Raw genomic sequence first — 13,894 nt, forward strand, 5'->3', positions numbered from 1 at the left:
CACACAACCCTACTGACCCACCAAAGGAGACGGGTACACGGCCGAATAAGCCATCAGGGTCCGATACCTGGTCAAAACCGGCGAGTACCTCGACGCCTCGTCTGCCGGGTCAGTGGCACCCGGCCGGGTGCTGCAGGTCAAAGTAGATTCCGTCGACCCTGACCGGGTGGCGGTGGACTGGGAGCGGTCACTCCGGCTGACCTGACCGGAACTGCTCGGCCTGAGGCGGCCAGTCGACCGGCAGCGCGAGCGGGCCGCGCACGATGGTCCCGGCGCGCCACCGTACCCCGTCCGGGTCGGCCAGCCGCAGACCCGGCGCCGCCGCGACCAGCGCGCCGACCACTTCCTGGATCTCCATCGTCGCCAGCCAGGCCCCGAGGCAGCGGTGCGGACCGTAGCCGAAGGTGACATGCCGGGCCGTCGGGTGACGGTCCGGGTCGAAGGTATCCGCGTCCGGGAACACCTCGTCGTCACGGTTGGCGGAGATGGTCGAGGCGAACACCGCCTCCCCGGCCCGGACCGTCACCCCACCCAGCTCGACGTCCTCGGTCGCCACCCGGGGCAGCCCGCTGCCGCCGTTGAGCGGCACGAACCGGAGCAGCTCGTCGACCACCGCCGGCACCCGGTCCGGCTCCCGGCCCAGCAACTCCCAGAGGCGCCGGTGGCGCAGCAGCAGGTACGCCGAACTGGCCAGCTGGCTGGCCGTGGTCTCGAACCCGGCGGCGAGCAGGGTCACACCGAACGACACCAGCTCCTGCTCGGTCATCCGGTCGCCGTCGTCGGTCGCCCGGACCAGCATGCTCAGCAGGTCGCCGGTGGCCGACTCACGGCGGTGCGCGATCAGCTCCCGCAGGTAGTCCTCCAGTGCGGCGGCGACCGACCGGAACTCATCGGCCGGCATCGGCCCGGGCATCAGCAGCGCGTGCGTCCAGGCGCGGAACCGGTCGCGGTCGGCCAGCGGTACGCCGAGCACGTGGCACAGCACGGTCAGCGGCACCGGCAACGCGACAGCCGCGTACAGGTCGCCCGGTGCCGGGCCGGCCAGCAGCGCGTCGATCCGTTCGGCGGCGACCTGCCGGACGTTCGGGCGCAGTTGCTCGATGCGCCACTGGGCGAACGCGCTGGCCGCGATGCGTCTCAGCCGGCCATGTTCGGGTCGGTCCAGATCCAGGATGGTGGTGGCCACCGGCGGGGCCTCGGTCTGCCGGGGCACGTCCGGACCGCAGGCGGCGGCCCGGCTGAACCTGGGGTCGGCGAGCACCGTCGTCACGTCGGCGTACCGGGTGGCGAGCCAGGCGTCGCCGCCGTACGGCAGCCGGATCCGGGACACCGGGCACTCGGCGCGCAGCCGGGCCAACCGTGGGTCCAGCTCCAGCTCGTCGTAGTCACGGAACGGGTACAGCGGCGGGTCGTGCGGCTGCGGGTCGTGCGGCTGCGGGTCGTGCGGCGCGGATGCGGTCACGGTCGAACCGCCTCACACTGCCACGTGCGGCACCGGCCAGTGCCGCATCCGGTAGGGCAGGATCAGCACTGCGTCGCCGGCGGCGCAGGCCAGCCCGGCTTCGACGGCGACGGCGGCCGCGTCGACGTCGCCCGGCGCCGGCACCCCGGACGGGTCCTCGGCCAGCCGCAGGAACGCGTCCGCGCCGTCGGTGATCACCATCCGGCTGGCCTGGACCCCGGGCCGGACGTCCTTGACCACCACCATCCCCGGCCCGCGACGGTAGTAGCAGCTGCCGTACCGGTAGGCCAGGCCCCATTCGCCGGCGTAGGCCCGGCTGGCCTGGTCGGTGCCGGCCGACGGCGCGACCAGGTGTACGTGGGTGTCCAGCGGGAACGACGGCCGCCCGCGCAGGGTCCAGCGCAGCCGTACCGCGTGGCTGGTCACCGCGCGCAGGAAACGCAACTGGGCCAGGTCCTGCTCGGGGGAGTGGCCGAAGTCCAGCGGCTCCGGCAGGGTCACCGTCCGCAGCGACCAGGCGGCCAGATCGGTACGGTCGGTGAGTAGCGTCGCCGTACCCATCTCAAGCCACCTTGACCGGTTCGGCGGTGGTCGCCAGGGTTATCCAGCGGCCGTTCTCCTCGAAGACCAGCCCGGCGTCGTCGAGTTCGGCCAGCCACCGCGCCAGCCGGTCGGTCTCCACCGGCAGCCCGGCGGCGGCGAGCCGCCCGGCCAGGGCCGGGACGGTACGGCCGTGCTCCAGTTCGGCGTAGGCGCGGCGCAGCCGGGGGTCGGCGATGCGGTGTTCGTGGTCCGGCCAGCCGACCCGCCGGTCGACGATCACGATCTCGTCGGCGTCCAGGCCGGTGAGCAGCTGCAGCGCGCTGGCCGGATAGCCGTCGGTCCAGCGTTTGAGGAGCTCGTTCAACGGCTCGGCGTCCTGCTCGGACAGGCCGGCGGGTTCGGTGTCGAACAGGTAGACCAGGTCGGCCAGCTCGTTCTCGGGCAGGCCGTAGACGTGCTGGTAGAGCCGGGCGGCCCGGCGGGTCGGGAAGCCGAGCACCGGGTTCTCGAAGTACGGGCTGAAGCGTTCGAGCAGGATTCGCGACGAACCGGCCGGCGGCTGCAGGTGCATCAGCCGAGGGAGCTGACGCAGCACCGAATCGTAGTCGACGCGGCGTTCACCGGGGAACCCGTACAGCCAGTTCCACGACACGGTGAGCCCGGCGGACTCGCAGTCGCGCAGAGTCCGTACGTTGTGGACGCCGGAGACGCCCTTGTCCATCAGCTTGAGCACCGGGCTGACCAGCGATTCGATACCGGGCTGTACGTGGGCCACCCCGGCCGCGCGCAGCGCGTCGATCTCGGTCGGCCGTAGGTTGGACTTGACCTCGTAGTGCAGCCGCAGGTCCCAGCCGAGCGCGGCGACGCGGGGCAGGAACTCGGCGTAGTAGTGGTTGTCGATGATGTTGTCGACCATGATCACGTCGAGGGTCTGGTGCCGGCCGACCAGCTCGGTCATCTCGGCGATCATGCGTTCGGCGGGCTTGGCCCGGAACGTCATCGCGGTGCCGTTGAGCCCGCAGAAGGTGCAGTGGTGCTTCTCGCCCCACCAGCAGCCCCGGGCGCCCTCGAGGACCAGCTTGGGTTCGATGTACTCGCCGACCGGCGATGCGGCGAGCTGGTCGAACCAGTCGTCGAAGTCCGGGGTGGGGATGCGTGCCGGGGGCAGCAGCGCGCCCTGCGGGTTGTGCCGTGCGGTGCCGTCGGCCCGGTGCCAGGACAGCCCGGGTATCCGCGAGAGCCGGGCGTCAAGGTCGTCACCAGCGTCGAGCGCGTCGAGCAGCATCGGGAACGCGACCTCGCCTTCGCCGCGTACCACGAAGTCGACGAACGGGAAGTTGCGGTGCAGGGCGATCCCCATCGCGCCGTCGCAGTTGCCGCCCCCGAACGCGATCCGTACGCCCGGGTCGAGCTGGCGGATCCGCCGGGCGACCGCGAGACTCGGCACGTTCTGCATGAACGTGGTGGTGAAGCCGACCAGCCGGGGATTGTTGGCGAGGATCTCGGCGGCGGCCAGCTCGACGAAGTCGGCGGCGTACTGGCGCATCGCGGTAGGGCCGGCTATGCCGGTACCGTACTCGGCCGCGTAGCGGCGCAGCGTCTCGACGCCGAACTCGGGGTCGTCGTGCAGCACCCCGGCGAAGACCCAGTCGCCGAGGCCGTCGAACAGGCCCACCTCGGCGACCTCGGTGTAGTCGGCCGGGCTCAGCTCGCCGCCGCTGCGTTCCATCAGGAACTCGGCCCAGCGCAGGCTGCCGTGGTACGCCGTCGGGGCGGGCCGCCCGGCGGCGACGGTCACCGCCTTGAGCAACCCGATCGGCAGTGATGGTGATTCGATGGCCTGCCAGGGCATGGCGACCAGACATACGGACATGGGCCGGGCCTCCAGTTGGTGAGCGCGTCGTACCGAGGTGCGCCGGATGGGGCGGGACCGCCCCATCCGGCCGATCACGTCTTCGGCCCTCCACGCGGTCCTAGCCACGCTTCGCCGGCCGCGGTCACTTCTCGGCCTTCCGAGTCGGGACCAGGTACTTGCAGGTGCCGTGAGCCGGCGTCTTGATGGTGACCTTCTTGATGGTCAAGATCTTCACCTCCCTCCGTCCATGTCGACTCCGCCGGCGCTCAGGCGGGCCCGGTGCCGGCGGAGAAACCAGTGCCGCAGCCGGTCGGGCTCGCGGCCGGTCAAATCGGCGAGGGACACCGAGATCTTGTCCAGGTAGGTCAGTCGCATGCCGATCTCATGCCACTGCGACCCGTACTCGCGCCACAGCTCGCGCCCCTCGCCCGTGGCGGACTCGCGGGCCAGGTAGTTCAGGCCGATCGCGACGTGCTGGATCTCGTCGCGGCGTACGTGGTGGTAGAGCAGGCCGAGCGGGTCACCGGCGAACACCTCGTGCAGCAGGATGAACTCGTCGGCGGCGAACCCCTCCAGCATGGTGTGCACCAGCGCCCGGCCCAGGTACGGCAGCCGGGTCAGCGCCGTGTCCAGCGGCTCCATCAGCTCGGGCGCTTCCGGCTCCGGCTCACCGCCGCCGACCAGCTTCGCGTACTGGTAGAAGGCGTCCGCGTGTCGGGCCTCGTCGGCGGTGGCCAGGGCGAGGCTGAACCGCAGCGGCGCGTCCTCGGTCTGCGCGGCCAGTGTCGCGGCGGCGACCAGCCCGGCCTGCTCGGCGTAGTAGCCGCGCGAGGACATCCGCCAGGCCAGCTCGGCCCGCTCCCAGCTGGGGTCAGCCGGCCCGTCGGCGATGATGTCCGCGGCGCGCCACGGCGTCTTGTCGCGGGTCATGCCGAAGACGCGGTACGCCAACTCGTTGCAATCAAGATCATTGGCATCGATGAGTGCCATTGGCAACTCCCCAACAGGCTTGCCGCCCAGCGTCGGTCACGGGATTACGACAAGCAGGAGATTCTCGGTGCGCTGATTCGTGTGCCTCGGCGAGGATGCGCGCCGTCTGCGGCGCACGATGTGATGAGCATAAATGACCTCGCGCCGGAACGGCAAGCATTACCGGGCCGGCCAGTGGTCGGTTCGCGGCCAGGAAACGGGCGAAGGGTATTTACCTTGATCACCGTGACTTCCGATGGCGACCGCGGCTGTGGGAAGGTGACCCGACCGACCGAGCCGAGGAGTGGTGCCCATGCCCGGCCGTCTCGCCACGTCGATCGCGGTGGATCGACCGCTGCGCCCGGCCGTCGCCGCTCAGGCCGCCAGCGTCGTCGGTACCCACGTCGCCGCGCTGGCCCTGCCGACCGTCGCGGTGGTGGCGCTGCACGCCTCGCCGGTGGCGGCGGCCACCCTGTTCGCCCTCGAGTACGGCGCCCAGGCGCTCGCCGCACCGCTGCTCGGGGTGGTCGTCGACCGGGTCGTCGACCGGCGCCGGCTGCTCATGGCCGCCAGCGCCGGAACCGCCGCCGTGGTGCTGGCCGTACCGGTCGCCGCGCTGGCCGGAGTGCTCTCGCTGCCGCTGCTGTACGCCGTGGCCGGCCTGTCCGGCATCCTCGGTGGGCTGGTCACCATCGGCCTGCAGGCCACCGTGCCGCAACTGGTCGAACCGGACCGGCTGGTGCCGGCGAACGCCGCGCTGGCCGGTGCCCAGTCGGCCGGCCAGATCGCCGGGCCGGCGCTGGCCGGCTGGCTGGTGCAGACCCTCGGCGGGGCGCTGGCGATGTCGGCGAACGCTGCGGCGCAGGCGCTGGCCGCAGCCGGTTTCGCCGCGCTGCGGCCCCGGCCGGGCGGGACGCCGCCGGTGCCGGAACATCCACTACGGGCGTTGCGCTACGGAGTGGCGGCGCTACGCGGCCGTCCGGAGCTGGTCCGGATCGCGGTCACCGCCGCCGCGCTGAACCTCGGCGGGTCCGCGATCGGCGGCCTCTACGTGCTGTACGCCTACCGGGTCCTCGACCTGTCGCCGTGGGTGCTCGGGTTGACCTTCGCGGTGAACAGCGTCGCCGCCGTCGTCGGCGTGGCCACCGCGCGACGGGTGATCGCCCGGCTCGGCCATCCCCGGGTGGTCCCGGTGTTCGCCCCGCTCGCCGGGGCCGCTCTGATGCTGATCCCGCTGGCCGCCGTCACGCCGTCGGTGCTGACCCTGATCGTCTACGAGATGATCTTCGGGTACTGCGCCACGGTCTGGCTGATCGCCTCAGTGTCGCTGCAGCAGTCCGTGGTACCCGGCCCGCTGCTGGGCCGGGTGCTCGCGTTGAGTCGGGCGCTCGCGGTGCTGGCGGTGCCGGTCGGATCGCTGCTCGCTGGTGTCGCAGCGCAACTCTGGGGGCTGCTGCCCACCCTGATCTGCTTCGCCGCCGTAGCTTTTCTGGGCACCGCCACCGTCGTTTCCCGGCGGGTGGCCACCCACAACCTGACCACATCCTGACCACATCCTGACCGGACCCGACCAATTTCAGTATTGCGACCAGCGTCGATCAGTCACCTATAATTAGCGACATTCAGCAGGTGATCATGATTGCTTCCGATGCGGCCGGTGCATGGTTCTCCGCCGGCGCAGGGACGGGGAACGCCCAGATGATGGACCTGTCGGACGCGTACCGCGAGATGGTTCGGATCAGGGTTTTCGAGGAGCAGGTTCTGCGGTGCGCCGCCGCCGGCCAGGTGCCCGGATCGGTCCACCCGTACACCGGGCAGGAAGCTGTCGCGGTCGGGGTGCTGGCCGCCCGACAGCCCGACGAGTGGGTGGTGAGCTTCTACCGGTGCCACGGGCACGCGCTGGCCGCCGGGGTGGCGGCCGCTGGGCTGGCCCGGGAGATCCTCGGCCGGGTCGGCGGGGTCTGCGGCGGCAAGGCCGGGTCGATGCACATCGCCGACCGGTCCCGCTACCTGCTCGGTGCCAGCTCCATTGTGGCCGCACAGCTGCCGATCGCGGCCGGAGCAGCGCTGGCAGAGAAGACCGCCGGCAGCGGCCGGGCGGTCGTCGCGTTCTGCGGTGACGGCGCGTTCGGCGCCGGTGCCGCCTACGAGACGCTCACCGTCGCCGCCGTGCTCGGGTTGCCGCTGCTGCTGGTCTGCGAGGAGAACGGCTGGCAGGACCACACCCCGAGCGACCTGGTGCGGCACCGTACCCCCGGTGAGGTCGCCCGCGGCCTGGGGCTGGACTGCGACGAGGTCGACGGCAACGACGTGGCCGCGGTGCACCGGGCTGCGGCGGCGGCCCTGGCCCACTGCCGGGCCGGCCGCCCGCAGGTCCTCGTCGCCCACACCTACCTGCGGCACTTCCATGCCCAGATCGGCCCCCAGCCGCCGGGTGAGTACCGTCCGGCCGCCGAACGCGAGCGCTGGCTGGCCCAGGATCCGCTGTCCCGCGTCGAGGCGGCCCTCGCCGGACTCTCCGCCGAGATCCACGAGCGGACCGTCGAGATCCACGAGCGGACCGTCGAGATTCGCGAGCAGGTCACCGCGGAGCTGGCCGAGGTCTTCACCGACGCGCTGGCCGCCGACCGACCGGATCCGGCGAGCGCGGTCACCGCGGTCACCGCCGCGGCCTGGCCGCCCGGTGCCACCTGGCCGGAGGCCGTCACGGTGCGGGAGCCGGTGGCATGACCCGCCGGCACCCGTCCGTCGGGGCGGTCCGCGGCGCCCTGGCCGACCAGCCCACGATGAGCATGTTCTGTACGTACCAGCAGCCCGACCTCATCGAGCTGTTCGGTGCCGAGCGGATGGTCCGGCTGCCGATCGCTGAGAACACCATGCTCGGCATGGCGGTCGGGATGGCGCTGCTCGGCCGCCGGGTGCTGGTCAGCATCGCCCGCGCGGCCTTCCTGTTCACCGCCTTCGACCAGCTGGTCAACGAGGCCACCAAGTGGCGGTACATGTCCGACGGGCAGTTCACCGTACCGGTGGTGGTGCGCGGGTTGACCCAGGGCGGCGAGCAGCTCGGTGCCCAGCACGAACACGCCGCGCACGGCCTGCTCAGCCAGATTCCCGGGCTGGTCGTCGCGGTTCCCGGGTCACCGAACGCCGCCGCCGGGCTGCTGCGCACCGCGCTGGTGCACCCGGATCCGGTGGTGGTGCTGGAATCGCCCCGGCTGTACGCCGCCGACTGGGCGTCGCTGCCCGAGCCGGAGCCGACCGACGCCGCGCTGCCGTTCGGCGTCGCCGGCCGCGCCCGCCCCGGCCGCGACCTCACCCTCGTCGGCATCGGCAACACCGTCGCCACCTGCCTGCGGGCCGCCGCCGTCCTTGACCGGGACGGGCTACACGCCCAGGTGGTCGACCTGCGTACCGCCGCACCGCTGGACCTCGACGGCGTCACCGCCATGGTCCGGGCCGTCGGTGGTCAGGTGATCCTGGTCGACGAGGCCCCGGCCGGCGTCAGCGTCATGTCCGCGCTCGGCCTGCATCTGGTGCGGGCCGGCGCGGTCGCGCCGCACCGGCTCGACCTGCTCGCCGGTGCGCCGGTCCCGGCGCCGGTGAGCCCGCCACTGAGCGCCGCCCTGCTGCCGGACGAGGAACGCGTCGTGTCCGTCGCTCGCCGAGGAGTCATCCGATGATCGACCGGTCCACCTACCACGCCTGGCACGGCATCACCCCGATGGGCGAGTTCCTCGCCGACTCCGACCCGGACATGTTCCTCGTCGGCGGCGACGGCAGCTACGCCGTCGACCAGGCCGGCCGACGCTACCTCGACGCCCGCTCGTCGATGTGGAACGTCACCCTCGGTTACTCGTGCGAGCCGGTCAAGGCGGCGATGCGCCGCCAGCTCGACGAGCTGCCGTCCGGCACGGTCATGCGCTACGAGCATCCGCCCCGGGTCACCGTGCGGTACGCCGCCGCCCTCGCCGCGACGCTGCCGCCGACCCTGCGGCACATCCGGTTCGGCAATACCGGCAGCCAGATGACCGAGGCGGCCGGCATGCTGTCCCGTTTCCACCGCAGAATGACCGGCGAGACCGGCCGTGACCGGATCATCGCGGTGCACGGCAGCTATCACGGCACCGGGCCGTTGGCCACCGCGCTCACCGGTGAGCAGATCCTGCACGAGTGGTCGGCGCCGCTGGACGACCGTGTGGTGCACGTCGCCGGGGGCGACGGACTGCTCGACGCCGTCGCCGGTGTCGTCGACCGGCTCGGCGCGTCGCAGGTGACCGCCGTCATCGTCGAACCGGTGATGGGCAACTATCTGCATGCCGCCAGCGTCGACCAGTTGGCGGCGCTGATCGACTACTGCCGGGCCCGGGACATCCATGTCGTCGCCGACGAGGTGACCACCGGCGCCGGCCGGGTCGCGGCGATGACGGTCAGCGAGCGGCTGCCCAGCCCGCCCGACATGATCGTGCTCGGCAAGGGTCTCAGTGCCGGCTACTTCCCGCTTGCCGCGCTCGCGGTCGCCGATTCGATCTTCGACGCGCTCGCCGAGCCGCCGTTCCGGCTCGGCTTCCCGAATGGCAGCACCACCGACGGGCACCCGCTCGGTGCCGCCGCCGGCCTCGCCGTCCTGGAGATCCTCACCGCCGACGGGTTTCTCGACGGCGTCCGCGACCGTGGCCGGCAGCTGTGCGACATCCTGCGTGACACGGTGGCCGACGATCCGCACGTCGATGACGTACGCGGTGAGGGGATGCTGCTCGGCCTGGAGCTGCGCTACCGCGATGACGGTACGCCGTGGACGGTGCGCGACGTCTACCGGCTCCGGCTGGCCTGCCGGGACAACGGGCTGCTGACCAGCTACTCCGACGGCGTGATGCCGCTGCTGCCGCCGGTGACCATCAGCACCGACGAGTGCGCAGAACTCGCCGGGATCCTCCGCGAGACGATCACCGCGTACGCCGCCGAGCACCTCGGCGCGCGGTAGCCGGCACGGCCCACCATCGCCGCCGTCGCAGTTGCCCGGACGGAGTGGCCGACCTGTCAGGCAACGGCCATTCGGTCGATGTCCGGGGAGTGTCCGGAGAAACCGTGGCGAGGTGCCGCCGACAAGGTCGCATTCCTCAGCGTACGACTGGCAGACGGTGCTGTCGTGCAGTCCTCCACCAGCCTGCCACTGTCCACGTAGGTACTGGTGGCGGTAGCAGGCCCGCCAGCACTACGCCGCGATCCTGGTGGCGCGGCTGACCATACATCATCAGGAAAGCGCGTTCATGTGACGTATTCCTACAGTGCTCTCATGCGGGGCATTCCCGTCACTGGCAACGGTGTCCCGTGGCCTCGGTAAGGGTTCGATCTGCATCGATGTATAGTTCACTGGCATGTAGTTGCGGGTCGCTGGTGACCTGCCGGGGCAACGCCGCCTCACCGGAACCGACGATGTCTGGGAGAACAGGACATGAACGAACGCCAGGAGAGTTGGCTGCGGATGCGATGGCGGCGGGCAGCCCGAACCGCTGTCGCGGTGACGGCCTCCGTCGGGATCACCGTATTGGCAATCGGGTTCACGGCGGGCGCAGCAACTGCAGGTGTCGGCTCCGCCGACCGGAACGCGCGGGAGGTGGCGATCGCCGCCACGTCGGCATCCCAGGTCGCCGCCGGCAATCTGCACACCTGTGTGACCCAGACCGATGGAACCCTGTGGTGCTGGGGCAACAACTTCTACGGCCAGCTCGGCGACGGGACCACCACGAACCGGACCAGTCCGGTTCAGATCGGCAGCGCCACCACGTGGGCGGGTATCGACGCCGGTAGCGGCAATACCTGCGGGGTACGCACGGATGGAACGCTCTGGTGCTGGGGCAACAACTCCAGCGGGCAGGTCGGCGACGGCTCGACCACCAAACGGACCAGCCCGGTGCAGGTAGGCGCCGCCACCACCTGGGCGAGCGTCAGCACCGGCAGCAACCACACCTGCGCCGTTCGGACCGACGGCACCCTGTGGTGCTGGGGCCTGAACCGTCACGCTCAGCTCGGCGTCGGCCTGTCTCCCTACAAGGCGACGACCCCGCTGCAGGTGGGTACGGCGACCACCTGGGCGAGCGTCACGACCGGCTACGCCCACACCTGCGCCGTTCGGACCGACGGTACCCTGTGGTGCTGGGGCAGTAGCTCGGACGGCCAGCTCGGTCTCGGCATCCTGAGCTACCGGGCGACACCGACGAAGGTGGGCACCGCGACGACGTGGGCCGAGGTGACGGCTGGCTACGTACACACCTGCGCGGTCCGCGTCGACGGGACGCTGTGGTGCTGGGGTGAGGACGGGTACGGCCAGATCGGCGGGGGCGTCGGCTCCCAGACCACCCCGCTGCGGATCGGCACCGCCAGCAACTGGGCAAGCGTGGACGCGAGCCTCGACTCGTCGTGCGCGACCCGTACCGATGGCAGCCTGTGGTGCTGGGGCAAGAATTCGTCCGGGCAGCTCGGTGATGGCACCACCACCCACCGGTCGACCCCGGCATCGGTCGGCACCGCGACCACCTGGACGGACGGATTCTCCGTCACCTACCACGCCTGCGCGGCACGCATCGACGGCAGCCTGTGGTGCTGGGGTGACAACACGTTCGGGCAGCTCGGTGACGGCACCACCACCCACCGGTCGACCCCGGCACAGGTGACAATGCTGGGCTGAGCGCCGCCGGTGCCGCGCCGAGCCGCAGTCAGAAACCGCCGTACGGGCCGCGCCGCTCAACCTGAGCAGCGCGGCCCTGCCCCGTGCCAAAACTGGTTCATCGGCGGTGAACTGGTGCTTTGATGATCATTTCAGGCTGCTCGGTGGTACTCGTTGATTATCCCGTTGAGGCGTCTTCGGCGGCGTATGGGCTTGTCGGTGGGGATGACGGCGGACGGATCATGGTCCGGCGGGACCGATTGGCGCGCTCGCCTAGGTCGAAGGCGAGGTCGCGGGCCTGCTGGGTCACCCGCTGCCCGGTTGGGTGCGCCGTGACGCCGAGGAGATGGCCCCGCCGGGTGGCTACCTCCATGACTACCAGCAGGTGCAGGCGCCCGTGACCTGGCGGCCCACCTCGTGCGGTTCGGCTGCGTTGGGTGGAGCGGGGACGCACCGGCGGGTATCTACCACGGCGGCGGCGACACGACCTGGTACGAGTTCGGCCGGCAGATCTTCGCGGCCCTCGGTGCCGTTCCGGCCCCGGTCCGTCCGACGTCGAGCGAGCGGCTCGCGAGGCGGGTGCCGCGGCCGGCGTACAGCGTGCTGGGGCACGAGCGGTGGTGGCCGGCGGGGATGGCCCCGCTGCGTCCCTGGCGTGCTGCCTTCCGTGAGGCGTTCGACGAGGTACGCCGCTCGGTCACGTGACCACGGTGCCGCGAGCACGTTGCAGTGCGTCGCGAGGAATGGTAGTTTGGGTCGAGCCCTGTATGGGCCTACGCATGGAGGTAGCGGCTTTCCAGCCCTGACAGGACCGACATATTCGGCACCTGATCGCAGACCCTGACAATCCTGATTACAGGTGAAGTCCGCGTCTGCCACCGCGTACGGCTTGCGGGGTTTCATCGCGCCTGTCCCTGGCTGGGAATCGTCCTCCATCCGATCACACAGGGGATGGGGATTGCATGACGGAAACGTACGCCAACTTCGACGTCAACGAATTCCAGCGTCGAATCATCGAGGAGTTCCGCGAGAACGGCGGCAAGGTCGGCGGGATGTTCCAGGACGCCACGCTGGCGCTGCTGACCACCACCGGCGCACGCACGGGTGAGCAGCGCACAGTGCCACTCGGCTATCTGGAGGTCGACGGGAAATCGGTCGTCGTGGCCTCGGCGATGGGCGCTCCGAAGAACCCTGCCTGGTACCACAACATCCGGCACGACCCTGCGGTGACCGTCGAGTTCGGCACGGACAAGTACCGCGCGATGGCGGCCATCCCGGACGGCGACGAGTATGAGAAGCTCTGGGCCAAGGTGGTGGAGCAGGCCCCCGGCTACGGCGACTACCAGGCTCGCACGACGCGCCGGATCCCGGTCGTGGTGCTGCACCGGCTCGACCCGGAGCCGGGCGCCGAGCGGGTCAAGGGCATGGGCGACTGGCTGGTGGAGGTGCACGACTGGCTCCGCAAGGAGCTCGTCGAGCTGCGCCGCCAGGTCGACGAGGCCATGTCTACCGGCGACGGCGTCACGCCTCGGCTGCCCGCGCCCGAGCTCGGTGAGCAGATGCGGGCGCACTGCCTGACCTTCTGCGGCGCGCTCAACCGGCACCACGTCGGCGAGGACATGGGTGTCTTCCCCGCGCTGGCGCGGCAGTTCCCGGCCCTGCGGCCGGCCCTCGAGAAGCTTGTCGAAGAGCACAAGGTCGTGGCCCACCTGCAGGGCGAGATCCAGCGGCTGGTCGGCGACTACGATCCCGCGACCGGCGACCCGCTGCTGCTGCGCGACGAGGTGGACCGGCTCACCGCGGAGCTCGACGCGCACTTCCGCTACGAGGAGGAGATTGTCGTCGAGGCGCTCAACGCCACTGCGGCGGCGCCCGGCTACTCGTGACCCGAATGCCCTGAAACGGTGTAGATGCCGAAAACCTCATCCCTCCTTGTCACAGCTTGTTGATCAGCAAGCCTTGGAATGGTCGGTCCCGGCGCGGGTTCGGGACGGCTGAATCGCGACAGTGGTCGACGTCGAGCGCTGGGCGACGATAGGGGTGTGCTGTTTCGACTGGCGTACATTGCTCAGCGTATTGTGGCCGCAAGGCGGAGAGGAATCGGCCGGGGGAGACCCGGTGACCCGTTGGAACACCCGAGTGAAGTGAAATTTGCTGAGCGTGGCCGCGCGGGCGATGTCATCAATGGTCAGGGGGTTGCCGAGATTGTTGCGCATGGTGGTCACTGCGCGGTTGCTTGCCACCTCGATTGACTGCTCCATCGCAGCCCATTCCGGCCAATTCTGAGTTCGAGCGGCCTTGGTTATGTCCCACGGCCCCGGCGTTGTTCCGGCTTGGGTGGTTCTGTCCGTGTTGAAAATCGGACATCGGCTGAGTTGCGGGACGAGCGCGACTCCTGATG

The 13,894-nt window shown here is 70.7% G+C and carries 10 protein-coding genes and 2 pseudogenes; 7 read left to right on the forward strand and 5 right to left on the reverse strand.

All coding sequences use genetic code 11. The annotated features are described in order from the left end of the window. Positions 1-187: 187 nt before the first annotated feature. The 4 genes from ACFHWS_RS27820 to ACFHWS_RS27835 form a co-directional block, all read right to left on the reverse strand. Positions 188-1,462 carry a cytochrome P450 gene (locus tag ACFHWS_RS27820; protein ID WP_416569507.1) on the reverse strand — a complete coding sequence of 425 codons (1,275 nt, stop codon included), beginning with the start codon at positions 1,460-1,462 and terminating at the stop codon, positions 188-190. 12 nt (positions 1,463-1,474) lie between these two features. Then, complete coding sequence (locus ACFHWS_RS27825; protein ID WP_416556662.1) at positions 1,475-2,023, reverse strand: DUF5825 family protein; 549 nt, start codon at positions 2,021-2,023, stop codon at positions 1,475-1,477. A 1-nt stretch (position 2,024) separates the two neighbouring features. Next, complete coding sequence (locus tag ACFHWS_RS27830; protein WP_416556663.1) at positions 2,025-3,878, reverse strand: RiPP maturation radical SAM C-methyltransferase; 1,854 nt, start codon at positions 3,876-3,878, stop codon at positions 2,025-2,027. Between the two features lie 213 nt (positions 3,879-4,091). After that, a complete protein-coding gene (locus ACFHWS_RS27835) occupies positions 4,092-4,850 on the reverse strand; it encodes a ferritin-like domain-containing protein (protein ID WP_416556664.1) in 759 nt (252 codons plus the stop codon). Between the two features lie 292 nt (positions 4,851-5,142). Here ACFHWS_RS27835 and ACFHWS_RS27840 point away from each other — a divergent pair, with 292 nt between their 5' ends. The 7 genes and pseudogenes from ACFHWS_RS27840 (at position 5,143) to ACFHWS_RS27870 (ending at position 13,379) form a co-directional block, all read left to right on the forward strand. Further along, positions 5,143-6,378, forward strand: coding sequence for an MFS transporter (locus tag ACFHWS_RS27840; RefSeq protein WP_416569508.1), 1,236 nt, complete (start codon positions 5,143-5,145; stop codon positions 6,376-6,378). A 149-nt stretch (positions 6,379-6,527) separates the two neighbouring features. Then, a complete protein-coding gene (locus ACFHWS_RS27845; protein ID WP_416569509.1) occupies positions 6,528-7,559 on the forward strand; it encodes a thiamine pyrophosphate-dependent enzyme in 1,032 nt (343 codons plus the stop codon). Then, on the forward strand, positions 7,556-8,509 hold the full coding sequence (locus ACFHWS_RS27850) for a transketolase C-terminal domain-containing protein (protein WP_416556667.1): 954 nt from the start codon (positions 7,556-7,558) through the stop codon (positions 8,507-8,509). The genes ACFHWS_RS27845 and ACFHWS_RS27850 overlap by 4 nt, the downstream gene beginning before the upstream one ends. Beyond that, the gene (locus ACFHWS_RS27855) at positions 8,506-9,810 is read left to right on the forward strand and encodes an aminotransferase class III-fold pyridoxal phosphate-dependent enzyme (RefSeq protein ID WP_416556668.1); all 1,305 of its coding nucleotides are present in this window, start codon (positions 8,506-8,508) and stop codon (positions 9,808-9,810) included. Before ACFHWS_RS27850 ends, ACFHWS_RS27855 begins: the two co-directional genes overlap by 4 nt. 471 nt (positions 9,811-10,281) lie before the next feature. After that, positions 10,282-11,514, forward strand: coding sequence for an RCC1 domain-containing protein (locus ACFHWS_RS27860; RefSeq protein WP_416556669.1), 1,233 nt, complete (start codon positions 10,282-10,284; stop codon positions 11,512-11,514). Between the two features lie 372 nt (positions 11,515-11,886). Further along, positions 11,887-12,198, forward strand: a pseudogene (locus tag ACFHWS_RS27865) (sugar nucleotide-binding protein); the annotation flags it as partial. Between the two features lie 257 nt (positions 12,199-12,455). Next, positions 12,456-13,379, forward strand: coding sequence for a nitroreductase/quinone reductase family protein (locus ACFHWS_RS27870; RefSeq protein WP_416556670.1), 924 nt, complete (start codon positions 12,456-12,458; stop codon positions 13,377-13,379). A gap of 181 nt (positions 13,380-13,560) precedes the next feature. Here the strand turns inward: ACFHWS_RS27870 and ACFHWS_RS27875 are convergent. Next, a pseudogene (locus tag ACFHWS_RS27875) lies at positions 13,561-13,754 on the reverse strand (AraC family transcriptional regulator); the annotation flags it as partial. Between the last annotated feature and the right edge of the window lie 140 nt (positions 13,755-13,894).

Source organism: Micromonospora sp. LOL_013 (assembly GCF_048060315.1).
Lineage (GTDB): Bacteria > Actinomycetota > Actinomycetes > Mycobacteriales > Micromonosporaceae > Micromonospora_E.

Coding starts and splice junctions, on each gene's coding strand:
- ACFHWS_RS27860 (WP_416556669.1), top strand. CDS start 10,282: ATGAACGAACGCCAGGAGAGTTGGCTGCGGATGCGATGGCGGCGGGCA.
- ACFHWS_RS27835 (WP_416556664.1), bottom strand. CDS start 4,850: ATGGCACTCATCGATGCCAATGATCTTGATTGCAACGAGTTGGCGTAC.
- ACFHWS_RS27845 (WP_416569509.1), top strand. CDS start 6,528: ATGATGGACCTGTCGGACGCGTACCGCGAGATGGTTCGGATCAGGGTT.
- ACFHWS_RS27850 (WP_416556667.1), top strand. CDS start 7,556: ATGACCCGCCGGCACCCGTCCGTCGGGGCGGTCCGCGGCGCCCTGGCC.
- ACFHWS_RS27840 (WP_416569508.1), top strand. CDS start 5,143: ATGCCCGGCCGTCTCGCCACGTCGATCGCGGTGGATCGACCGCTGCGC.
- ACFHWS_RS27830 (WP_416556663.1), bottom strand. CDS start 3,878: ATGTCCGTATGTCTGGTCGCCATGCCCTGGCAGGCCATCGAATCACCA.
- ACFHWS_RS27870 (WP_416556670.1), top strand. CDS start 12,456: ATGACGGAAACGTACGCCAACTTCGACGTCAACGAATTCCAGCGTCGA.
- ACFHWS_RS27825 (WP_416556662.1), bottom strand. CDS start 2,023: ATGGGTACGGCGACGCTACTCACCGACCGTACCGATCTGGCCGCCTGG.
- ACFHWS_RS27855 (WP_416556668.1), top strand. CDS start 8,506: ATGATCGACCGGTCCACCTACCACGCCTGGCACGGCATCACCCCGATG.